General features: G+C 45.0%; 20 protein-coding genes. 7 read left to right on the plus strand and 13 right to left on the minus strand.

Going from position 1 to position 20972, the window contains the following annotated elements; all coding sequences use genetic code 11:
* Nucleotide 1 precedes the first annotated feature (1 nt).
* Entirely contained in the window at nt 2–865 is an 864-nt protein-coding gene (locus INR79_RS05715; protein WP_004402152.1) for an ion transporter, read from the minus strand.
* Between the two features lie 407 nt (nt 866–1272).
* Nucleotides 1273–1911: a YchE family NAAT transporter gene (locus INR79_RS05720; protein ID WP_004402151.1), complete on the minus strand. Its 639-nt coding sequence runs from the start codon at nt 1909–1911 to the stop codon at nt 1273–1275.
* A 664-nt stretch (nt 1912–2575) separates the two neighbouring features.
* On the opposite strand from INR79_RS05720, the gene adhE reads away from it, so the two are divergent.
* Complete coding sequence (gene adhE, locus INR79_RS05725; RefSeq protein ID WP_004402150.1) at nt 2576–5293, plus strand: bifunctional acetaldehyde-CoA/alcohol dehydrogenase; 2718 nt, start codon at nt 2576–2578, stop codon at nt 5291–5293.
* 133 nt (nt 5294–5426) lie between these two features.
* Here the strand turns inward: adhE and INR79_RS05730 are convergent, their stop codons facing one another.
* From INR79_RS05730 to sodB, 4 genes are all read right to left on the minus strand, one after another.
* On the minus strand, nt 5427–6107 hold the full coding sequence (locus INR79_RS05730) for an SDR family oxidoreductase (RefSeq protein ID WP_004402149.1): 681 nt from the start codon (nt 6105–6107) through the stop codon (nt 5427–5429).
* A gap of 255 nt (nt 6108–6362) precedes the next feature.
* Nucleotides 6363–6866 (minus strand): VC2046/SO_2500 family protein, encoded by a 504-nt coding sequence (locus INR79_RS05735; protein WP_200765776.1) that lies wholly within the window; start codon nt 6864–6866, stop codon nt 6363–6365.
* Between the two features lie 108 nt (nt 6867–6974).
* Nucleotides 6975–8288, minus strand: coding sequence for a 3-deoxy-D-manno-octulosonic acid transferase (locus INR79_RS05740; protein WP_262415385.1), 1314 nt, complete (start codon nt 8286–8288; stop codon nt 6975–6977).
* 139 nt (nt 8289–8427) lie between these two features.
* On the minus strand, nt 8428–9012 hold the full coding sequence (gene sodB, locus INR79_RS05745) for a superoxide dismutase [Fe] (RefSeq protein ID WP_022550078.1): 585 nt from the start codon (nt 9010–9012) through the stop codon (nt 8428–8430).
* Between the two features lie 369 nt (nt 9013–9381).
* Here sodB and INR79_RS05750 point away from each other — a divergent pair, with 369 nt between their 5' ends.
* Nucleotides 9382–9714: a Grx4 family monothiol glutaredoxin gene (locus INR79_RS05750; RefSeq protein ID WP_004399023.1), complete on the plus strand. Its 333-nt coding sequence runs from the start codon at nt 9382–9384 to the stop codon at nt 9712–9714.
* Between the two features lie 68 nt (nt 9715–9782).
* On the opposite strand, the gene INR79_RS05755 is transcribed toward INR79_RS05750, so the two are convergent.
* Both INR79_RS05755 and rnt read right to left on the minus strand, forming a co-directional pair.
* Nucleotides 9783–11105: a Na+/H+ antiporter family protein gene (locus INR79_RS05755; protein ID WP_223096360.1), complete on the minus strand. Its 1323-nt coding sequence runs from the start codon at nt 11103–11105 to the stop codon at nt 9783–9785.
* Nucleotides 11106–11191: 86 nt separating this feature from the next.
* The gene (gene rnt / locus INR79_RS05760; RefSeq protein ID WP_004399037.1) at nt 11192–11845 is read right to left on the minus strand and encodes a ribonuclease T; all 654 of its coding nucleotides are present in this window, start codon (nt 11843–11845) and stop codon (nt 11192–11194) included.
* A gap of 200 nt (nt 11846–12045) precedes the next feature.
* Between rnt and motY the strand changes: the two genes are divergently transcribed.
* Entirely contained in the window at nt 12046–12933 is an 888-nt protein-coding gene (gene motY, locus INR79_RS05765) for a flagellar protein MotY (protein ID WP_004399041.1), read from the plus strand.
* A gap of 82 nt (nt 12934–13015) precedes the next feature.
* On the opposite strand, the gene INR79_RS05770 is transcribed toward motY, so the two are convergent.
* Together INR79_RS05770 and gloA are read right to left on the minus strand one after the other, a co-directional pair.
* The gene (locus tag INR79_RS05770; protein WP_004399042.1) at nt 13016–13453 is read right to left on the minus strand and encodes a DUF2753 domain-containing protein; all 438 of its coding nucleotides are present in this window, start codon (nt 13451–13453) and stop codon (nt 13016–13018) included.
* Between the two features lie 148 nt (nt 13454–13601).
* Nucleotides 13602–14018, minus strand: a complete 417-nt coding sequence (gene gloA, locus INR79_RS05775) for a lactoylglutathione lyase (protein ID WP_022550081.1) — start codon at nt 14016–14018, stop codon at nt 13602–13604.
* Nucleotides 14019–14204: 186 nt separating this feature from the next.
* Here gloA and INR79_RS05780 point away from each other — a divergent pair, with 186 nt between their 5' ends.
* From INR79_RS05780 to INR79_RS05795, 4 genes are read left to right on the plus strand one after another with little or no spacing between them, the layout of a single operon-like run.
* Nucleotides 14205–15734, plus strand: coding sequence for an ABC transporter substrate-binding protein (locus tag INR79_RS05780; protein ID WP_223096361.1), 1530 nt, complete (start codon nt 14205–14207; stop codon nt 15732–15734).
* Nucleotides 15727–16677 carry an ABC transporter permease gene (locus INR79_RS05785; RefSeq protein WP_022590779.1) on the plus strand — a complete coding sequence of 317 codons (951 nt, stop codon included), beginning with the start codon at nt 15727–15729 and terminating at the stop codon, nt 16675–16677. Before INR79_RS05780 ends, INR79_RS05785 begins: the two co-directional genes overlap by 8 nt.
* On the plus strand, nt 16677–17462 hold the full coding sequence (locus INR79_RS05790; RefSeq protein WP_022590780.1) for an ABC transporter permease: 786 nt from the start codon (nt 16677–16679) through the stop codon (nt 17460–17462). Before INR79_RS05785 ends, INR79_RS05790 begins: the two co-directional genes overlap by 1 nt.
* Nucleotides 17459–18844, plus strand: a complete 1386-nt coding sequence (locus tag INR79_RS05795; protein WP_223096362.1) for an ABC transporter ATP-binding protein — start codon at nt 17459–17461, stop codon at nt 18842–18844. Before INR79_RS05790 ends, INR79_RS05795 begins: the two co-directional genes overlap by 4 nt.
* 75 nt (nt 18845–18919) lie before the next feature.
* On the opposite strand, the gene nth is transcribed toward INR79_RS05795, so the two are convergent.
* From nth to rsxG, 3 genes are read right to left on the minus strand one after another with little or no spacing between them, the layout of a single operon-like run.
* Nucleotides 18920–19600 (minus strand): endonuclease III, encoded by a 681-nt coding sequence (gene nth, locus INR79_RS05800; protein WP_022590782.1) that lies wholly within the window; start codon nt 19598–19600, stop codon nt 18920–18922.
* A gap of 52 nt (nt 19601–19652) precedes the next feature.
* Entirely contained in the window at nt 19653–20345 is a 693-nt protein-coding gene (locus tag INR79_RS05805; RefSeq protein WP_223096363.1) for an electron transport complex subunit E, read from the minus strand.
* Complete coding sequence (gene rsxG, locus INR79_RS05810) at nt 20345–20971, minus strand: electron transport complex subunit RsxG (RefSeq protein WP_223096364.1); 627 nt, start codon at nt 20969–20971, stop codon at nt 20345–20347. The genes INR79_RS05805 and rsxG overlap by 1 nt, the downstream gene beginning before the upstream one ends.
* Nucleotide 20972: the final 1 nt, after the last annotated feature.

Below are 20972 nucleotides of genomic sequence, written 5' to 3' on the forward strand. Positions count from 1 at the left end.
CCTAGTAGTGCAGTTCAGAATCCTCATTCTCCACAGGAACCACCCGCGCATCTGGCGATGCCAGCTCTCCTCCGCAATGCTTACAATATAACGCATCAGATTCATGACCATTTCGAGAGCAATTCGGACACTTAACCAGATTCCGGTGAGCATTCATTTCACTATTCAGTTCCGCCGTAATAATCCCGGTTGGAACCGCCAGAATAGAATAACCAAGTAGCATAGTGAGCGAGGCTATTGCTTTTCCAATAGGTGTCTGAGGGACCAAATCACCGTAACCAACCGTTGTGATGGTCACGATCGCCCAGTAGATGCTTTGCGGTATGCTCGTGAATCCATTCTCTGGTCCCTCAATAACAAAAATCAGTGAACCAAAGATAGTGACCAGAATCGCCACTGTACTGAAGAAGATCAGAATCTTCCGTCTGGACATCAAAAGGGAACGTAAGAGCAGGTTAGAGTCTTGGAGGTAGCGAACCAATTTCAGGATCCGGAAAATCCGCATTACCCTTAGAAGGCGCACAACTGCAATAAATGATGCGGACGGGAAAAGTAGCACGAAGTAGGTGGGCAATATGGCGAGAAGGTCGATTACACCATAAAAACTTTTCGCATAAGCACTAGGCTTGGGTGAACAGTAGAGCCGCAGCAAGTATTCAATAGTAAAAAGCGCAGTAAACACATACTCGGCATACAGAAGTCGATTTGCCCATACGCTGTCCTGAGGAAGGGTAGAGTCGATAACAAGCACTGTGAGGGAAGTCAGAATCGCAACGATCAAGGCGATATCAAAGAGCTTACCTGCGGTTGTATGCGTGCCAAAGATGATGACGTAAAGGTGATGTTTCAACGAGTGTTTGGGCATGGACTTTTTATAACTGTCTTTCTATAACGATAGAGAATGGCAGTATAGTATACCCAAGTGGCCTCAATATGCCGAGTTCAGAGCGACATATTCTGTTTCAATTCAAGGAAAAGAACGCTGTGGAATGACGAGTCCTTTCCAAGTTCTTTGACGATGAAGTGGGACAGAATATTCGCTCCCAAGGGCGAGTTTAACAGGCTTTCATGCTGCGTTACCGATTCTTGATTTAGAGCCACTAGATCTTCAAATCGGTGTCTTGCCTGAAAGCCTGTTAATTCTCGCTGAATCGGGCATCTTGAGGCTACTTGGGTATAAACTTCAAAGCGACGATATAAAAAGTCCACATCTGCGAAACTGGCGACTTACCTCAAAGTTAGACTTTATAGGCAAGTCGGGGTAACTGGATACTAGGCAAGACCCGGGAACAGGTTTCTTACGCCGTTGGCGATAAACTCGATCCCCAGAGCGGCTAGGATCAATCCCATAATACGAGTGATTACGTTGATGCCTGTCTGACCCAAGAATCTCACAATAAAAGGCGCAGAGCGAAACAATAGCCAACTGCAAAACGCAAAAATGATCACTGTTCCTGCAATGGCAAATGTGTCCATCCATGTCGGGTAGCGCGCCCCAAATACAATCGTTGAACTGATAGCGCCAGGTCCTGCCATTAGAGGCATAGCCAGTGGCACTACGCCAATTTGCTCTCGGCTCACGTATTCAGATTTCTCTTGTTTGTTCTGCTTATCTTCACCTAGCTTACCGCTCATCATTGAAAATGCGATGCTCATAAGCAGTAGCCCGCCAGCAATTCTGAACGAATCCAAAGAGATGCTGAACATATCCAGCAATGCCTGCCCAGCCAGTAAAGAAACAATAAGGATGACCGCGACTGCGATATTCGCAGTGGTGGCGGTTTTCACTTTTTCTTCTGGCGACATATGCCCTGTTAAAGAAACAAAAATGGGCATGATGCCAACTGGGTTCACTGCGGCGATAAGACCTAAAAAGAACTGCAAATAAATTGCGATTTCAAATGTCTGCATTGTGTACAAGCTCTAAAACTTCAAACGCGATTTAATTAAAAAAAAGAGGTATCTAAATACCACCTTAAAAAGGGTGATAAATGTAAGGGAATTATCTTCTAAATACCAAGTGATTTCTAACAAATTCCTCTGTTAGCTAACGATATAAATGAGGTCTTTAGAATCGGGTAACGTATGTGTTACAGGAAGTGAAATTGGTGGAAATGAAATGTGTTTTGTACGAATATGAAAAATTGTGAAAAAACGAACATCTTCATCTGTTTGAAATGCTCAAATGATTAGGTAACCAGTTGCGTGTAACACGAAAAAACAGGCTGTTCTTGTTGCTAATTTGAGCTGAAATGAAATTTTATTACAGTGTGTTGTAGTTTTTTGTATTCACTAGACTGTTTGATTCTTTTTTAATCACATTGTCATTGTGGTTAAAAGTTTAAATATATCAATCATTTAAAATTGTTTTACAAACCTGTCTACCCAGTAAGTAGTATTTAGTTTTTCAGAACTGATCTGAGTCAATTTTTTTCATACCTTGAAATAATATACTCAGTCCTGAAAGCAATTTACTAAGTCTGTAGTTTGATAAGTGATTGACTGAACGTTAAAAGCTTAAGGCAGCAACCTTAATAAAAAGTTTTTAATATTTTTCTATTTTAGGAGATTCATTATGCCTGTAACTAATTTGGCTGAACTAGATGCAATGATTGCTCGCGTTAAAGCGGCACAAGCAGAATTTGCTACTTACTCTCAAGAGCAAGTAGATAAAATTTTCCGCGCTGCATCTCTAGCGGCTAACCAAGCTCGTATCCCTCTAGCTCAGCAAGCGGTAGAAGAGTCTGGTATGGGTATTGTTGAAGACAAGGTAATCAAAAACCACTTCGCTTCTGAATACATCTACAACAAGTATAAAGACGAAAAAACTTGTGGCATTCTGGATGAAGACGAAAGCCTTGGTACTATGACTATCGCTGAACCAGCAGGTATCATTTGCGGTATCGTTCCAACAACTAACCCAACGTCTACAGCAATCTTCAAGTCTCTAATCTCTTTGAAGACTCGTAACGCAATCATCTTCTCACCACACCCACGTGCGAAAAACTCAACTAACGATGCAGCGAAACTGGTACTGGAAGCAGCAGTAGCAGCAGGTGCTCCAAAAGACATCATCGGCTGGATCGACCAACCTTCTGTTGAGCTTTCTAACGCGCTAATGAAGCACGACGACATTGCTCTTATCCTAGCAACTGGTGGCCCAGGCATGGTTAAAGCTGCTTACTCTTCTGGTAAGCCAGCAATCGGTGTAGGTGCAGGTAACGTTCCTGTAGTTATCGATGAAAGTGCTGACATCAAACGTGCTGTTGCTTCTATCCTAATGTCTAAGACATTCGATAACGGCGTAGTATGTGCTTCTGAGCAGGCTGCAATCGTTGTTGATGAAGTTTACGACGAAGTGAAAGAGCGTTTTGCTTCTCACAAAGCTTACGTATTGAGCAAAGACGAAGCAGCGAAAGTACGTAAAGTTCTTCTTATCGATGGCAACCTAAACGCGAAAATCGTTGGTCAGCCTGCTCCGGCAATCGCTGAAATGGCTGGTGTTACTGTACCAGCAGACACGAAAGTGCTAGTTGGTGAAGGTCTGGGTAAAGTTTCTTACGACGATGAGTTCGCTCACGAGAAATTGTCTCCGACTTTAGGTCTATTCCGTGCAGACGACTTCGAAGACGCAGTTGCTCAAGCGGTTACTATGGTTGAGATTGGTGGTATCGGTCACACATCTGGCTTGTACACTGACCAAGATAAGAATGCAGACCGTGTTCGTTACTTCGGTGACAAGCTAAAAACGGCACGTATTCTAATCAACATTCCAACAACTCACGGTGGTATCGGTGACCTGTACAACTTCAACGTTGCACCATCACTAACACTAGGTTGTGGTTCTTGGGGCGGTAACTCAATCTCTGAGAACGTAGGTCCTAAGCACCTAATCAACAAGAAAACTGTAGCTAAGCGAGCTGAAAACATGTTGTGGCACAAACTACCAAAATCTGTTTACTTCCGTCGCGGCAGCCTACCTGTAGCACTAGGTGACCTAGAAGGTAAGAAGCGTGCGTTCCTAGTAACTGACCGTTTCCTATTCAACAACGGTTACGCTGATGAAACCATCAACATCCTGAAAGCAAACGGCATGGAAGTGCAAACTTTCTTCGACGTAGAAGCGGATCCAGTATTGTCTGCTGTACAGAAAGGTGCTGATGCAATGAACAGCTTCCAGCCAGACGTAATCATCGCACTTGGTGGTGGTTCTCCGATGGATGCAGCGAAAATCATGTGGGTAATGTACGAGCACCCAGAAACAGCATTTGAAGACCTTGCAATGCGCTTTATGGACATCCGTAAACGTATCTACAAGTTCCCTAAAATGGGTCAGAAAGCTGAAATGGTATGTATCCCAACAACTTCAGGTACAGGTTCAGAAGTTACTCCATTCGCGGTTGTTACAGACGACAAGACTGGTGCTAAGTACCCACTAGCAGACTACGAGCTAACGCCTCAAATGGCGATTGTTGATGCTAACCTAGTAATGAACATGCCTAAGTCTCTATGTGCATTCGGTGGTTACGATGCAGTAACTCACGCACTTGAAGCTTACGTATCAGTACTTGCGAACGAATACTCTGACGGTCAGGCTCTACAAGCGCTTAAGATGCTGAAAGAGTACCTACCATCAAGCTACGCGAACGGTGCAAACGACCCAATCGCTCGTGAGAAGGTTCACAACGCTGCAACTATCGCTGGTATCGCGTTTGCTAACGCATTCCTAGGTGTTTGTCACTCAATGGCTCACAAAATCGGTGCTGAGTTCCACCTAGCACACGGTATGACTAACGCAATGTTGATTGACAACGTGGTACGTTACAACGCTAACGACAACCCAACTAAGCAAACTGCATTCTCTCAATACGACCGTCCACAAGCACGCCGTCGTTACGCAGAAGTTGCAGACCACTTAGAGCTGTCTCAGCCTGGTGACCGCACTGCTCAGAAGATTGAACGCCTAGTAAGCTGGTTAGATGAACTGAAAACTAACCTGGACATTCCTAAGTCTATTCAGGCTGCGGGTGTAAACGAAGCAGACTTCCTGGCAGTAGTTGACCGCCTAGCAGTTGACGCGTTCGATGACCAATGTACTGGTGCGAACCCACGTTACCCTCTAATCTCTGAGCTTAAAGAAGTTATGCTAGCGGCATACTACGGTAAGCCATACATTGAAGGTGAAACGTTCGAAGGTACTACGGTAATCAAGAAGAAAGCCGATCAGGTAGCAGCGAAAGCAGCACCTAAAGCAGCAGCGAAGGCACCAAAGAAAGCTAAAGCTGAAGCGTAAGCAAGATGTAAAAAGGTTTTCGCTAGCACTCGATAACCTTTAACGGGAAAAACAAAGCTCCACCTCTGGTGGAGCTTTTTCTATTTCATTACATATCGTTCCTGATTAACGTCGGACGTTGCTCTTCAGCAGGCTATGCTTCAGCAGCCATTACCCGTCCGTTAAAATAGTCGTTAGAGACTATATATTCAGTGTTTCTAATCATCTCATCCTGCACGTATGCCCAATCACCATTGGCACTGTCCCTAGTGCGAAACTGAGCGGGTATAACCCCCCCAACTCGGATGTTAAACGGGTCGAGCTCTTTAGCCCATGTCTGAGTAAATCCAACGATCATCGCCGACACATTCTCAAGCCCTTCAGGCAGAGTTTGTTGCTGGTGAGACGTCAGGTTTACAATGACTCCCGGTTTTTTATGCATGCGCATTCTCAGAGCACTGGCTTTCCCGTAACCGTATAACGAAGAAGCCAACGACGACAACTTGTGAGTGAACTCCTCTCCCTGTTCACTTCCAAACAGCCTTGGTAGTGGCATGCTGGGCCAATTGTTGATCAGTACATCAACACCATTCGGGAACCGCTCATCAATGTAGTTAAACAAAGACTGGATACTCTCAGAAGAGTGATCCGGTAGCGGATAATAATAAATACCATCAGACAGAGTCCGACAACGTTTCACTGTATCCAAAAGCGCTATCGAATCTGTGTCCGCGACAACAACGCGTGCCCCCAAAGAGGTAAAGTGCACTGCCAATGTACTGCCTAGCCCTGAGCCTGCAGAGGTGATTAATATCACTGAGTTTCGTATATCCATAGGGATACCTCACTCTAGTTAATGTATTGTTATTATTTATCTTTTAATTTATTCACATGAGACTCTTGATAAGTCGTGACTAAGCGTGGAGTAACATGTGAATAACTATCATGGGAAAAATAAGCAGCCCGTGATGTGAATAAAATCATAGTTTTTTAATGACGTGATTTTCGTGTCATTGTTTATGATTTGTATCGCGCGATTAGTGCTTGAACTATGTAATGTGTATCAAAAATGATACTGGATGATGGTGGGTTAGGCTGATAGTTGCAGCTTGTGCATTAGGTGGGCTTCTGACATCTGTTTGTAGATCTCTTGAGGAACCACGGCAGCATTCTCTTTCTTCTCTAGCTTACGGCGCTCGTGACCAGACAGGTTGTGGTAAACCTCTTCTGGTAAATCGAACGTTTCCTCAGGCATGTAAGCAAGAGCATCCGGTGAAAGACCGTGCGCCAGTTTTGCACTTGCCAACCCAGACTTATGAAATAAATCGGCTTGCTGAGCAGACCGAGTGAAGGTTTCTTCGTTAGAGCGTAAAGGTTGAGGCGTCGCGAGGTCGAACTCTTTTCTGAGTTTCTGCTCGCTGCTCTCTGGTGATTCGATGACTTCAACGGGTGTGTTGTCACGAACATCATTGGAGAACATCGACACCAACAAAGCAAAGTCAGCACGACGCCCAGTGTTAACAGCCTGGCTGATGCCATTGCCAACATTGAGTTCGCTGATGATTGCGGCTTTGTCTAGGGTATGAATGTTCATGATGCTCCTCGCTGAATACACTATTAACGGCAAGGAAATACAGAACTTTAGGAAATAAACTAAGAAAAAACGGGCTGATTAATCAGCCCGTTTTTTTGAGAGTTAGATTTATTGCTTGCTTTGATAGATAACGGAGTGATTATCCTTCACAAACTGGTTTACCTGCTCAACGTAACTTGCAGATGACTTGTACTTGCGGCTGTCGTTAGACGCGACAACATTTACCGCAACTAAATGGCAAATCGCAATAATCGCAAACAGTTTAAAGCGTTCTGGCTTGGCTTCCATAAACGCGGCGACACCGTAAAGGATTGGGATGATGGCAAATGGGTAAGCCAGCATTAAATGCCAATAGTTGAACGTGATAGGAGCCAATGCGGCACACGCCAGAATGGCAATAAAGACGCCAAATGTGTAAAGCGGGAGCCAGTCATCAAAGGAAGGTGGGTTTTCACCTTTACGGATCATCGGCTTGACTCGTTTCCAAAGTCTCCAGCTGTATCGTGCTGAGATGACGACGGTGAAAGCACCTACACCAAATACCCATCCTTTCCATAAATAAACGAGTGCCATACGAGCAAATTCGATGGTGGTGATCCATTCAAACGTGCTGTTGGCTATCGCTTTGTTTGAGAACATCATAGACCCATAGCGAATCCAGTACAGAATGGATTTTAAAACCGGGTAAACGTGTGTTAGTCCGTAGCCGATGTAGCGGTCACTTTCCTGAACAATCTGCTCGTTGTTCATCATTTCTAAGAAGTAAGGGACCAGAGACAGACCTGTAACTAAGACTCCTGCAATGACGCCAAACCAAGAAACCTTGCCTAAGCCACGATACAGAAGATAAATAGAAACAAATGCCAGCAAAGGCCATGAGAAGTGCAGTTGCATTGCCATACCGATGGCAAGTACATGCAAGAAGCTGTAACCAAAGGAAACTTCTTCACGCATCTTAAATGCTGTCCAGAAATGGAGTGCAGCAAAGAAGAGTAAGTAAGAAGGGTTGTAAAGCACATTGTCGTACTGCATCCACGTGGAGAACCAGACCAGTAAAGCAAATACCAATCGAACTGGTTTGGAGAAATAGTGCTTAATAACGGAGTCCAGCATAAGGACGGAAACGATTCTCAAAGCAATTAAGAAAGCCATAGGTGCCCATGGAGAATCCCAAACCATCAAAGGCAATCCGACGACAAGAGCGGAAAGGTAGCCAGGTACATTGCCCACGGTACTGCCATAGTTACCAAATGGCAGCCAATTGCCATCATAAGCGCCCATGTACCCTTTAATCAGCATTTGGTCTTGGTCGCCATCCAGAAGCTGATTTCCAGCGTAGTACACAGAGAAAACCGTGCCCGCTGCCAGTATGACAAAATAGAGAATGTGAAAATGCTTTTCTAAATACGCGTCAAATTTCACTTTCAAGCCTTAGTAAATTTAGATATTCAATTGACGATTATCCTACCTTTTTACCTATTTACATCAAGTTACAAATGGCTTTCTGGTATAAAAAAACCCACGCATTAGCGTGGGTTCGAATTTTTTGTGCTCTACTGAGTTATTTTGCCAGGTTAGCCGCAACAAATTCCCAGTTCACCAATGCCCAAAACGCGCCCATGTAGTCTGGACGAACGTTGCGGAAATCGATGTAGTAAGCGTGCTCCCACAAATCAACAGTAAGAAGTGGAGTGATGCCTTCTTCTGTTAGTGGTGTTGCAGCGTTAGACGTGTTGATGATGTCTAAAGAGCCGTCCGCTTTTTTCACAAGCCATGTCCAAGACGAACCGAAGTTATTGATTGCTGAATCTGTAAACTTCGCTTTGAACTCGTCGAATGAACCGAAAGAAGCGTTAATTGCGTCAGCTACTGCACCTGTTGGTTCGCCACCTGCATTTGGCGCCAGGCAGTGCCAGTAAAACGTGTGGTTCCAGATCTGTGCTGCGTTGTTGAATACGCCGCCAGTAGAAGTTTTAATGATCTCTTCCAAAGACTTGTTTTCAAACTCTGTTCCGGGCAGCAGACCGTTCAATTTAACAACGTAAGTGTTGTGGTGCTTGCCGTGGTGAAAATCCAGAGTTTCCGCAGAGATATGCGGTTCTAGCGCGTCTTTTGCGTAAGGAAGAGCTGGTAGTTCAAATGCCATTGCTCGATTCTCCATTATGTGTGAAAGAGAGCTACCTCTTTCGATTGCTTCCAATGTGTATTTTATTATTTAGTCGTCTTTTGACTGACTTTTGTATGTGCCAATACTCTATATCTCGACGTAATCTCGAGAAGCTAACCAGAGCGACTTGAGATTTTTAGGGTATAAAGTTCAGCACAAATTTTTTGAATCAGTTTAGCAAGTTTTTACTTTATTAAAAGAAAAAGCACAGAGTTTTTTAAAACTTAGGATAGGAACTTTGAGCCCGATAGATCAAAAAGTAATAACCCTAGTCATTAAGGACTTTTTATTCTGACTTAAACCAGTAGAATGAACCGAATAGTTAAAGCATCCATGAATGAGGACGCAATGGAAACCATCGAAAAAATCAAACAGCAAATTTCTGAAAACTCAATTCTTCTTTATATGAAAGGTTCACCTAAGCTTCCGAGCTGTGGTTTTTCTTCTCAAGCTTCTCAGGCGCTAATGGCATGTGGCGAGAAGTTCGCTTACGTTGATATCCTGCAAAACCCGGATATCCGTGCTGAACTTCCAAAATACGCACAATGGCCTACGTTCCCACAACTTTGGGTTGAAGGTGAGTTGGTCGGTGGTTGTGACATCATTCTAGAGATGTTCCAGAAAGGCGAACTGCAACCTCTAATCAAAGAAGCGGCAGCTCGTTCTGCTGAAGAAGAGTAATTTTACTTTTCCCATAAATGACAAAGGCTTGGTATTTACCAAGCCTTTTTTGTTTCTCGCCACAAAGCCTAGAGGGTCATTGCAGCCAGCCAGCCGAATGCGATCAGTGGTAGGTTGTAATGAACAAACGTCGGCACTACTGTTTCCCAGATGTGCTCGTGCTGACCATCAGCATTCAAACCAGAAGTCGGACCCAATGTTGAGTCGGATGCCGGTGAACCAGCATCACCTAGTGCGGCAGCAGTACCCACTAGAGCAACGGTTGCCATTGGTGAAAACCCAAAAGCAATAGCCAGTGGAACGTAAATGGTTGCCAGAATTGGGATGGTCGAGAAAGATGAACCGATTCCCATGGTCACAAGCAGACCAACAATGAGCATCAGCAAAGCAGCAAGAGGCTTGTTATCGCCAATGGATGTGGATAACGCTTCAACCAAAGACTCTACGCCACCTGTTTGTTTCATCACTGCAGCAAAACCGGCCGCAGCGATCATGATGAAACCAATCATAGCCATCATATGCACGCCTTTGGTGAATACATCCTGCGTTTCTTTCCACGCAATCACGCCACCAAATGTAAAGACCATAAAGCCTGCCAATGCACCAATAATCATCGACCCGGTGCTTAGTTGAACAGTCAGTGCCATCACGATACCCGCCAACGCAATCCAGATGTTCTTCATTTTCACTTCTGGCACATCGGAAGATTCAGCATTCACACTAAGTTGGTTGTATTCTCGTGGCTTGCGGTAGCTGACAAAAATCGCCATAAGCAGACCAAAAAGCATTCCTGCAGCGGGCAGAAGCATAGCCACAGGTACTTGCGAAGCTACAACATCCAGTCCGTTGTCGTGCAGATTTTTTAGCAAGATATTATTAAGGAAAATCCCACCAAACCCAACGGGGAGAACCATGTACGGGGTAATCAGACCAAAAGTCAGAACACAGGCAACCAGGCGTCTGTCGAGTTTGAATTTTGCGAACACTTGCAGCAAAGGTGGAATCAGAATAGGGATAAATGCAATGTGTACAGGAATGATGTTCTGGGATGACATGGTCACCAAAATCAATGCGATAAGAATAAAGTACTTCAGACCAGTGGAAGCTGATTCTGCATTTGAGCCATTGATTTTGCGAATTACGCTGGACGCGAGTAAATCGGTGATCCCTGATTTAGAGATCGCGACGGCGAAAGTACCGAGCATGGCATAGCTTAGAGCAATGGTTGCACCGCCACCCAGCCCGCTTTCAAAAGCGGAGACAGCATCAGTCAGTGACATTCCGGAAACAAGTCCGCCAACAATGGCGCTAAAAGTGAGTGCAACTACAACATTGACTCGCGTTAAAGCGAGAACCAACATGATGCACACAGAAATAACTACGGGGTTCATATTTTTCTCAGATTAAAGTAAGGGTCGTGAGACCCAATGATGTGTTTGCATTTAAAACCCAGTGGGACTGGGTTATTTAGGTATGATTATTTTTCTTCAAGTTCTTCTTGTAGTGGCCAGCCACCAAGAGCTTTCCACTTGTTCACAATGCCACAGAACAATTCGGCTGTTTTTTCAGTATCGTAAAGTGCAGAATGCGCCTCTTTATTATCGAAATCCATCCCCGCAACTTTACACGCTTTCGCTAACACCGTTTGCCCGTAAGCCAAGCCACTTAACGTTGCTGTGTCGAACGTAGCAAAAGGGTGAAAAGGGACGCGTTTTAAGCTGCATCGCTTACTGGCTTCCATCACAAAGCTATGATCGAAGTTCGCGTTATGAGCGACCATGATTGCACGGTTGCAGTCTGCGGCTTTTTGCTCTTTTCGAACCAGCTTATAGATTTCTTTCAGAGCTTCGGCTTCGGTAACTGCACCGCGAAGAGGGCTGAAAGGGTCGCGAATTCCATTGAATTCAAGTGCTTCTTTTTCAAGGTTGGCACCTTCAAATGGCTCAACATTAAAATGTATGGTTGAAGCGGGGACTAAATCGCCTTCTTCGTTCATTTTTAATGTCACAGCACAAATTTCCAAAAGTGCATCGGTTTTTGCATTAAATCCGGCAGTCTCAACGTCGATTACGACGGGGAAATAACCTCTAAAGCGTTGTTTCAATGTAAGGTCGCAGTTTGTTTCAGTCATGTTTGTTCTGTTCCATGTGACAAGCATCGCATTATACCCAAGCACAGGGGATAAGCGATACCCAATCAGACCCGAAGAGAAAAACAAATTTGGCTGGATTTTTGCATTATCCGATTAGATTTACATGAAAGCGTCAAATAAAGGCGCATTTGTGGCAAAAGCGGCAATACCGCGCCGCTTTGAAAGATAAAGAGATAGCAATGAAGAAAAACAAGTGGTTAACCTTTAGCTTAGTGGGCGTAGCTGTGGCAGTGTCGGGGAGTGCGTCTGCGATTCAAACCCGATATGTCGCCAAGCCTGAGCAGTCGAACTGGGAGATGGCGGTGAATACGCCACTTGAATGTCAGTTAGTGCACCCGATCCCGAATTATGGTTCTGCGGTGTTTACGTCTCGTGCCAGTAAAAAGATTAACCTCGATTTTGAATTAAAGATGTATCGCCCAATGGGTGAAACGCGAAATGTTTCATTGGTTTCGATGCCGCCGATTTGGCGAGCTGGTGAGAATGCCGAGCAGATTTCCAACCTGAAGTTCTTTAAACAGTTTGACGGTTACATTGGTGGTCAGACGGCATGGGGTTTATTGTCTGAACTAGAGAAAGGACGCTACCCGACGTTTGGATACGCAGACTGGCAAAGCCGGGATAAAAGAGTAGAAGTTGCGCTGTCCTCTGTACTTTTCCAGTCTTCGTATAATGCGTTTAGCATGTGTGTCAGCCAGCTACTGCCTTACAGTTTCGAAGACATTTCATTTACCATACTGCATTATGATCGCAACAGTTCTCAGTTGAACAAAGCATCGCAAAAGCGTTTGGCTAAAATAGCAGAGTACGTTAAGCACAATAAAGACATTGATTTGGTGCTGGTGGCAGCTTATACCGACTCAAGTGGCGGTAAAAAAGGCAATCAGGGCTTATCTGAAAAACGTGCAAATGTGTTGCGAGATTATTTCCAGTCTATCGGATTGCCACCAAATCGCATCGAGGTGCAAGGATTTGGTGAAAGAAGACCGATCGCCGACAACAGTTCACCTCTAGGCAAAGACAAAAACCGACGCGTGGTTATTTCATTGGGAAGAACACAAGTCTGATTTTCAGTTTTGTTCAAAAGTATCAGACAAAATAAAAGCTCCTTAAATAAGGAGCTTTTATTCTCTTTAAATTCTGCTTGCTTTAGTTCAGGCGGAAACTAGCAATGATTTCGCAGTTAGTTGCTGTGTCAATATGTTGCACTTGCTCAGCGACTTTAGGGTTCGGATGGCGTTTCATGAAATCGATAAGCGCTTTACGGCAACAGCCCAAAGAATCGATGAAACTGTCACAATGTGTTTTTGGACATTGTGGAACCAACGAAAGAATTTTTTCCGACGCAAGCTGAAGATATTTTAGCTCGTAATCGTTATCACCGTTTTCACGCCAAAACTTTGCGAGGTTGTGGCAAGAAATCACGTTGATAGTTAACAGATCATCTACCTCAACTTCCTGCTCATCGATCAGTTTTTCTGAAATGGCCAGTGCTTTTTGGTAATGAATGATACTGCGCAGAAAATCCTGCTCTTGCAGGGCAACATCTGCCTTCAGTGTATGCTGTTCCCACTCTCTAACATTCATTGTCAATTCTTCCGTATTTCGTAAAACATATATTCCGAATATATTAAATGATAATACTTATCATGTAAAGTAACAGCGTTGTTTATTAGGGTGTTCTAATTAAGAGGCAAGTCGGTGAGATTTGCCTCTTTGAAACGCAGAGAAAAGTTTAGCCTTCAAGCCCGGCAGTTGCGGACTTATTTTGAATTAATTCAATCATATAGCCATCGGGATCTTTAACAAAAGCGATGTGAGTTGTGCCGCCTTTTACTGGGCCCGGATCACGCGTAATGTTACCACCAGCAGAACGGATTGCATCGCAAGTCTGGTAAATATCATCAAACCCAAGTGCAATATGACCAAAAGCGGTACCCATTTCGTATTCCGAGGTGCCCCAGTTATAGGTCAGTTCAATTACCGCACCTTCCGATTCATCCGAATAACCTAAAAAAGCGAGCGTGTATTTGTACTGCTCGTTGACATTGGTGCGAAGTAACTTCATACCCAGCACTTTGGTGTAAAACTCGATAGAGCGATCCAAATCGCCCACACGGATCATTGTGTGAAGAATTCGTCCATTTGACATTGTTATTGCCCCAGATTGTGTTGGAGGTAAATGTGAACAATAGATTAGCGAAATGCCTTCAAGACTCAAAGCAATTCAGTGAAGATTCCGTCAGTTTTAATAAATCTCATGGTTGCATATAGACAGGAATGTCAATATGAGATTGAATAAAAACAAATATGTTATAACGTAACAACGGAGTTAAAGTTGAAAAAGTTAACTTTGGTAGTGCTGGTTGGTCTCGCCATACTAGCCTACCTTTTTTTAGGTCAGAAAGACGAGATTAAGACGCTATCTATCTCTGGTCCTTTTGAGTTCAGCAGCCAGGATTTATCGAAGGACGGGTTCTTATTTACAAGACTTCAGGTGGTCGAGCCTTTGGTGGGGATCAACCAGAAGTCTGAACTTTTCCCCGTGTTGGCAGAGAGCTGGCAACAAAGTGAAGACCGTTTGAGCTGGTCTTTCAACATCAGGGGTAACGTCACTTTTCACGATGGTACGCCTCTGACTGCTGAGACAGTGGCGCTTTCCCTAAGACGTGCACTCGATAAACCTGGTGTTCTGAAACGTGCTCCTATTGAGTCGATTACGGCAAATGGTAATCAGGTCGTCATTAAGCTAACCAAACCTTTTGTTCCTATGCTTTCTGTGTTGGCGCACTTCTCAACATCCATTGCCGCACCAAGTTCCTACGATGAATCGGGTGAAGTGGTGAACCTGCAAGGCACCGGACCTTATCAGGTCAGTGAACTTGTTCCTCCTCACAAAGCATTGGTGAAAACATTCGACGGATATTGGGGTGAGAAACCAAGCATTCAGCAGGTCAGCTACCTGGCAGGGCACCGTTCTGAAAGCCGAGCGTTACTGGCTCAGTCAGGTCAGGCGGATCTGGTTTACACGCTTGATCCTCTTAGCCTTGAAAGCCTGAATGCTTCCGAAAATCTAAACACGCACGTGATTTCTATGCCGCGTACCGTGATGATCAAACTGAATAACGAGCATCCTTTACTAAACCATGCCGATATTCGTCAGGCACTCAGCTTAGTGATTGATAGAAAAGGTATTGCGGATCATGTACTTCGCCTGCCGGGTTCAGAAGCGTATCAACTGTTCTCACCAGCTCTGGGTGTGTGGCACCTAGGGGATTACGGTGCAAAAGCGCGTGACGTAGAAAAGGCGAAACAATTGCTGGCTTCGCATGGATGGGCTCTGAACAATGAGAACAAGCTGGAAAAAGAAGGGCAGGTATTTGAGATAAACCTGACAACGTATGCTGATCGTCCTGAACTTCCACTGATTGCTACAGCAATTCAGGCTCAGCTTGCTGAAGTTGGGATCACCGTAGACATCACCATCGACAACTCCAGTGCGATTCCATCCAGACACCATGATGGTACGTTGGAAATGGCGTTGATCGCCCGTAACTACGGAATATTGGCGGACCCGCTTACTCTGTTGCTGAACGACTTCGCAACGCATAAAGGCAGCGACTGGGGACCAACTAACTGGTCTTCATCTGAATTCACTAATATTCTGAACAAACTTGCGGTACAAAATGATGTCACTGAGTACCGCAAAATGATTCCAGATGCGTCAAAGCTGCTGGCAGATGAAATGCCATTGATTCCAATCACTTACTACCAACAGATTATTGCGGTGAATAAGCGAGTTGAAAACTTCTCCTTTGACCCATTTGAACTTAACTACCGAGTGGCGGAGATGAAGCTGAATGACTAGCTTCCTCTACAAACGTTTGTGCCAGGCGATATTCGTCGCCTGGTCTGTAGGCACAGTTACTTTCGTTCTGATGAGACTGATACCCGGCGACATTGCTTATCGCATTGCCGCCGGTCGCTACGGTTACGATTACGTTGATCTTGATGCGGCTAAAGCCGTTTCAGAAGAACTAGGGTTAGACAGACCTGCCATTGAGCTTTACTTCAACTGGTTGTGGGAATTGGTCCAGTTTAATCTGGGTCGTTCTCTGGTCAGCGGAGAGCTGGTGATAAACGAGCTTGCTCATCAACTCGGTCATTCCATTTTACTCGCCGCGACAGCAATGGTGGTTTCATTGCTCATTGCGGTTCCAATTGGTGTTTATTGTGGGCGTCATGCCGGAAAGCTACCGGATACCTTCTCACTGTTCACTTCAATTGTGATGAAAGCTCAGCCAGTATTTCTGATTGGGTTGGCATTAGTCATCATTTTCGCATTGAAACTAAACTGGCTACCTGTGGCAGGGTTCGGGGGACCAAGCTTTATTGTGCTGCCAGCCGTGACTCTGGCACTCAGCATGGCGGCAATGTCTAACCGGATTATTCGAAACTCTACCCAGCAGGTAACCGGATCTCAGTACTTTCTGTTTGCTCGCTTAAAAGGGCTAAGTTACTCACAAGCTTTCGAACGCCACGGAAAAGTGAACATTGCTTTGCCAGTGATTGCTTTTATCGGTGTTCAGACAGTCACTCTGATTGAAGGCATTGTGATGGTGGAGTCTCTGTTCTCATGGCCGGGTATTGGTCATGCGCTTTCACACGCCATTTTCGCTCGTGATATCCCTATGATTCAGGGAGCCGCTTTGTTAATGGGACTACTGTTTGTCCTGATAAATACCTTGGTTGACGTGGTGAACTACATACTCGATCCTCGCTTAAGAGCAAAAACGGCGGAGGGAGTGTAATGATAGCGACACGTTCTCAGCAAATTGGTCTTTTTCTCATCTCACTGCTGTTTGTTTTTGTACTGGCGGAAAATCTTCTTTTTAGTAGTGATCCTTATAAGCAAAACCTTGCTCTGGCTTTTTCTGCACCTGACTGGGCAGAACCACTGGGTCGGGATCACTACGGTCGAAGTAATATCGCGAGGCTTTCCGACGCGATTCAAACTTCATTCTTTATGGCAATTACCTGCGTGCTGACGTCTGCAATCATGGGACTGGCTGCGGGTATTCTGGCTGGTTGGAAAGGCGGCTGGTGGGACAAAACACTCTCCTGGCTGGTAAACCTTGTGCTGGCAATGCCAGGTTTGATTCTGGTGCTGCTTTTCGGAGCAATTGTTCCCGGATCATTCTGGATTCTTTATCTCGCTATCTCCTTGATTTTATGGGTTGAGTATTTTCGTGTGGTCAGAAGCCGTGTTATGAGCCTAGTGGTGTCTCCTGAAGTCGAAGCCTCTCAGCTGTATGGCTTCTCAGATTTCTATATATTTAAGCGCCACCTATGGCCTGAACTAAAACGCGATATCTACACATTGGCTTGCTTTGGCGCAGGTAATTCGATTCTGACTCTCGCCTCTATAGGATTTTTGTATGTTGGGCTTAAGCCGCCTGAAGCCGAACTTGGTCTGATGATGGTTGAGCTTTTCCGCTATTACCAGCAGGCTCCCTGGGTATTGGCGCAGCCTATTGTTGTGGTGTTCTTATTGGTTATGGGATTCCATTTACTGGCAAAAGGAGATAAGTCATGAGTTGTCTTCTTGAAATCAAAGATCTTTCCGTATCGGTTGAAAATGATCGTCTGGTTGAACCTGTCTCTTTCGACGTGAACAGCGGGGAAGCGTTAGTCATTTTAGGAGAAACCGGCTCAGGAAAGAGTTTGCTCGCCAATGCGATCATCGGGAATTTGCCAGATACTCTGACTTCCTCTGGGCAGGTACGCCTGTTTGACCGATGCCAGTCAGAACGAACTCAGGAAGAACGCGAATCTTTGTGGGGGCGAGACATTTCCGTGTTACCTCAGGAACCTTGGTTTGCGCTTAGCCCTCTTATGGCGGCAGGTGAGCAGGTAAAAGAAGTGGATCAACTGGTCAACGGTATTTCCGGCAATACACTTTTGAATCGCTTAAAAGAGGCATTTCAGAAGGTAAACCTCAGTGGGGACGAAAGCAAACTGCCGAGTCAGCTTTCGGGGGGAATGGCACAGCGAGTAGCGTACATAAGCGCAACTCAGGGTGGAGGAAAGCTGCTGATTGCAGACGAGCCGACCAAAGGGTTGGATGCCAGTCGTCAAAAGCAGATTGGTGAACAGCTCAATGCACATAAGTCGAAAGGCGCAGTTTTGGTTATCACCCATGATGTTGAGCTGGCTGAATCCCTTGGTGGGGAAGTGATCGTCATGCGAAAAGGCGTGGTGGTGGAGCGTGGGAAAAGCGAAGAGGTGTTAAAGGCACCAAAATCGGATTATGCCAAAGCACTGATCTCTGCTCATCCTAAAAATTGGCAACAACGTCAGGTTTCTTCAAAGTTGGAAACAATGATAAAAGCCAGCGAACTGAAAATGGTTCGTAATGGCAAAACACTCTTTGAAGATCTTGAATTCGCTATTCCTAAGAATAGCGTAATTGGCATCAGTGGAGACAGCGGAAAGGGGAAGTCAACGCTTGCCGATATCGTGCTCGGGTTGGTGACCCCAACCGCTGGATCTCTGAAGTTTCAGGAAAAGCTTGCCAAAGGAAAAGCGCTAAAGCTATATCAGGATCCACCGAGTGCATTGTCACGTGCCGTGCCTTTGCAAACACTTCTCGACGACATTCGAAAGGTCTGTCAGTTCGATGACGGACAAGTCAGGCGATATCTGAAGCGACTGAATTTAGATGAAAGTCTGCTTGCTAGAAAGTCGACTCAGGTATCTGGGGGAGAACTTCAACGATTTGCAATCTTACGTGCATTATTGATGGAGCCTAGTTTGCTGATTGCGGATGAGCCAACGTCCAGACTCGACCCCATTACGGCAGCCAATACGCTTAAATTACTGGTTGAGCTAAGCGAAGAGCAAGGGTTTTCTCTGTTGTTAATCAGCCATGATAAAGTGGCTCTCAATAAGCTTTGCGATCAGGTTATTCAAATCTAAACCTCAACAAAAAGGGAGTGAAAATCACTCCCTTTACTTATATCGCTCAATTTACCTTTATATCCTACGGGACTTTTATTTCTTCTTTTTTGTTTGTGCTTTCAGCACTTCATTGATAAAGCTTTTACGCCCGTACTGTTTAGTAATAATGCACTTGTCTAAGTCGAAGCCTCTGGCAGGGCAGTACTCACGCCCATAGTAAATGATCTGAAGGTGCAGATCGTTCCATCTCTCTTTCGGGAAAAGGCGTTTACCGTCACGTTCTGTCTGTTCAACGCTCTTACCGTTAGATAAACCCCAGCGGTACATCAATCGGTGTATATGCGTATCAACAGGGAAAGCAGGGATGTTGAATGCCTGAGCCATGACAACCGAAGCTGTTTTGTGTCCGACACCCGGCATCGCTTCCAATGCCTTAAAGTCTTGAGGGACTTCGCCACCATGCTCTTTGATGATCATATCCGACAAATGCCAGATACCTTTCGATTTCATCGGTGACAAGCCACAAGGTCTGATGATTTCTTTTATTTCCTCAATACTCAGTTTCACCATGTCATATGGGTTATCAGCACGCGCGAAAAGCTTAGGAGTAATCTGGTTTACTCTTTCATCGGTGCATTGTGCTGACAATAAAACCGCCACCAATAAGGTGTAGGGATCTTTGTGGTCTAGAGGAATCGGAACTTCAGGATACAGCTCATCAAGAATGTTGATAATTGCTTGTACTTTCTCTTTTTTTGTTATGGATTGATTCATTTAAGGCAGCTTCCAATGTTGCTTTATATATTTAGGTCAACAGACTCTCGTTCTAAGCGTTGGTTACGCGCGCACGTTCTATTTCTGGCTTTTCTTGCTTCGGCTGACGCGATTCAATTTGCTTATCTATCAGGTTTTTACCCGCAATTAAGAAGCCAACGCCAATAAAGGCACCAGGTGGCAGTAGGGCGAGTAAGAAGCTGTTATCAAATTGAAACACTTCAATTCGAAGCACAGTCGCCCATGATCCGAGCAGTACATCGGCGCCGTCGAATAAGGTGCCATTACCTATCACTTCACGCATTGCGCCTAGTACCACAAGTACGAGCATCATTCCCATACCCATCCAGAAGCCGTCTAGAGCCGATGGAAGAAGAGAGTTCTTTGACGCAAATGCTTCGGCGCGACCAATGATGATGCAGTTGGTTACGATCAGCGGAATAAAAATACCCAGTGATAAATACAGACCATACGCGTAAGCATTCATCAGAAGCTGAACACAGGTAACCAGAGATGCAATGATCATAACGAAGATAGGAATACGAACTTCTTTTGGCACGTAGTCTCTGACCAGAGAGACGGCGACATTTGAGCCGACCTGAACCAGTAAAGTCGCAAGACCCAAACCTAATGCATTGGTTACGGTTGAAGAAACCGCTAACAGTGGGCAAAGCCCCAGTAACTGAACCAGAGCAGGGTTGTTGTCCCAAATACCATTTTTTATCAGTGTTTTGTGGTCGGTCATTACTGTCCTCCGCAATTCAGTAGTCTGGATGCGATAGCTTGCTGATTTTGATTAACGTACCACACGGCTTGCTTGACCGCCTTTACGACCGCGCGTGGAGTGATGGTTGCGCCAGTAAACTGGTCAAACTGTCCGCCATCTTTTCGTACTGCCCAGGCAGGGTCTTCTATATCAGGCACCGATTTGCCATTAAAGCCCAATATCCAGTCTGATACTCTTAAGTCAATCTTGTCACCTAACCCCGGTGTTTCTTTATGAGAAAGAACTCGCGTACCTAAAATTTCACCCGTAGCTGCAACACCCACAATGATCTTTATTTTTCCGCTATAGCCGTCTGGCGCTATGGCTTCCAGAGCGATGGCGGAGGTTTCGCCCTGCTTCTGAGCAATATAAGCATGAACAGGTTCAGACCCAAGTTCTGGTGATTCCAATATGGTGCATGCAGAGAATAGCTGATTGTCGTGCATATTTTCTGGTACCACTTCATTCAGGACAGACATCAGTTGTGCCTGCTCCTGTTCCTGAATAGTGGAAGCGGTAAGTGCGTTGGTAATGGCAACCAACCCTGTTGATGCACAGGCAAAGACAGCAAGTACAGCGCCATTTTTCTTAATTGCATTCAACATT

It is taken from the genome of Vibrio sp. SCSIO 43132 (assembly GCF_019904195.1).
Lineage (GTDB): Bacteria > Pseudomonadota > Gammaproteobacteria > Enterobacterales > Vibrionaceae > Vibrio > Vibrio nigripulchritudo.

What these genes read in the sequence shown, in the direction of transcription:
- INR79_RS05715 (WP_004402152.1), bottom strand. Translation starts at nt 865, where the DNA reads ATGCCCAAACACTCGTTGAAACATCACCTTTACGTCATCATCTTTGGC.
- INR79_RS05720 (WP_004402151.1), bottom strand. Translation starts at nt 1,911, where the DNA reads ATGCAGACATTTGAAATCGCAATTTATTTGCAGTTCTTTTTAGGTCTT.
- adhE (WP_004402150.1), top strand. Translation starts at nt 2,576, where the DNA reads ATGCCTGTAACTAATTTGGCTGAACTAGATGCAATGATTGCTCGCGTT.
- INR79_RS05730 (WP_004402149.1), bottom strand. Translation starts at nt 6,107, where the DNA reads ATGGATATACGAAACTCAGTGATATTAATCACCTCTGCAGGCTCAGGG.
- INR79_RS05735 (WP_200765776.1), bottom strand. Translation starts at nt 6,866, where the DNA reads ATGAACATTCATACCCTAGACAAAGCCGCAATCATCAGCGAACTCAAT.
- sodB (WP_022550078.1), bottom strand. Translation starts at nt 9,012, where the DNA reads ATGGCATTTGAACTACCAGCTCTTCCTTACGCAAAAGACGCGCTAGAA.
- INR79_RS05750 (WP_004399023.1), top strand. Translation starts at nt 9,382, where the DNA reads ATGGAAACCATCGAAAAAATCAAACAGCAAATTTCTGAAAACTCAATT.
- INR79_RS05755 (WP_223096360.1), bottom strand. Translation starts at nt 11,105, where the DNA reads ATGAACCCCGTAGTTATTTCTGTGTGCATCATGTTGGTTCTCGCTTTA.
- rnt (WP_004399037.1), bottom strand. Translation starts at nt 11,845, where the DNA reads ATGACTGAAACAAACTGCGACCTTACATTGAAACAACGCTTTAGAGGT.
- motY (WP_004399041.1), top strand. Translation starts at nt 12,046, where the DNA reads ATGAAGAAAAACAAGTGGTTAACCTTTAGCTTAGTGGGCGTAGCTGTG.
- INR79_RS05770 (WP_004399042.1), bottom strand. Translation starts at nt 13,453, where the DNA reads ATGAATGTTAGAGAGTGGGAACAGCATACACTGAAGGCAGATGTTGCC.
- gloA (WP_022550081.1), bottom strand. Translation starts at nt 14,018, where the DNA reads ATGTCAAATGGACGAATTCTTCACACAATGATCCGTGTGGGCGATTTG.
- INR79_RS05785 (WP_022590779.1), top strand. Translation starts at nt 15,727, where the DNA reads ATGACTAGCTTCCTCTACAAACGTTTGTGCCAGGCGATATTCGTCGCC.
- INR79_RS05790 (WP_022590780.1), top strand. Translation starts at nt 16,677, where the DNA reads ATGATAGCGACACGTTCTCAGCAAATTGGTCTTTTTCTCATCTCACTG.
- INR79_RS05795 (WP_223096362.1), top strand. Translation starts at nt 17,459, where the DNA reads ATGAGTTGTCTTCTTGAAATCAAAGATCTTTCCGTATCGGTTGAAAAT.
- nth (WP_022590782.1), bottom strand. Translation starts at nt 19,600, where the DNA reads ATGAATCAATCCATAACAAAAAAAGAGAAAGTACAAGCAATTATCAAC.
- INR79_RS05805 (WP_223096363.1), bottom strand. Translation starts at nt 20,345, where the DNA reads ATGACCGACCACAAAACACTGATAAAAAATGGTATTTGGGACAACAAC.
- rsxG (WP_223096364.1), bottom strand. Translation starts at nt 20,971, where the DNA reads ATGTTGAATGCAATTAAGAAAAATGGCGCTGTACTTGCTGTCTTTGCC.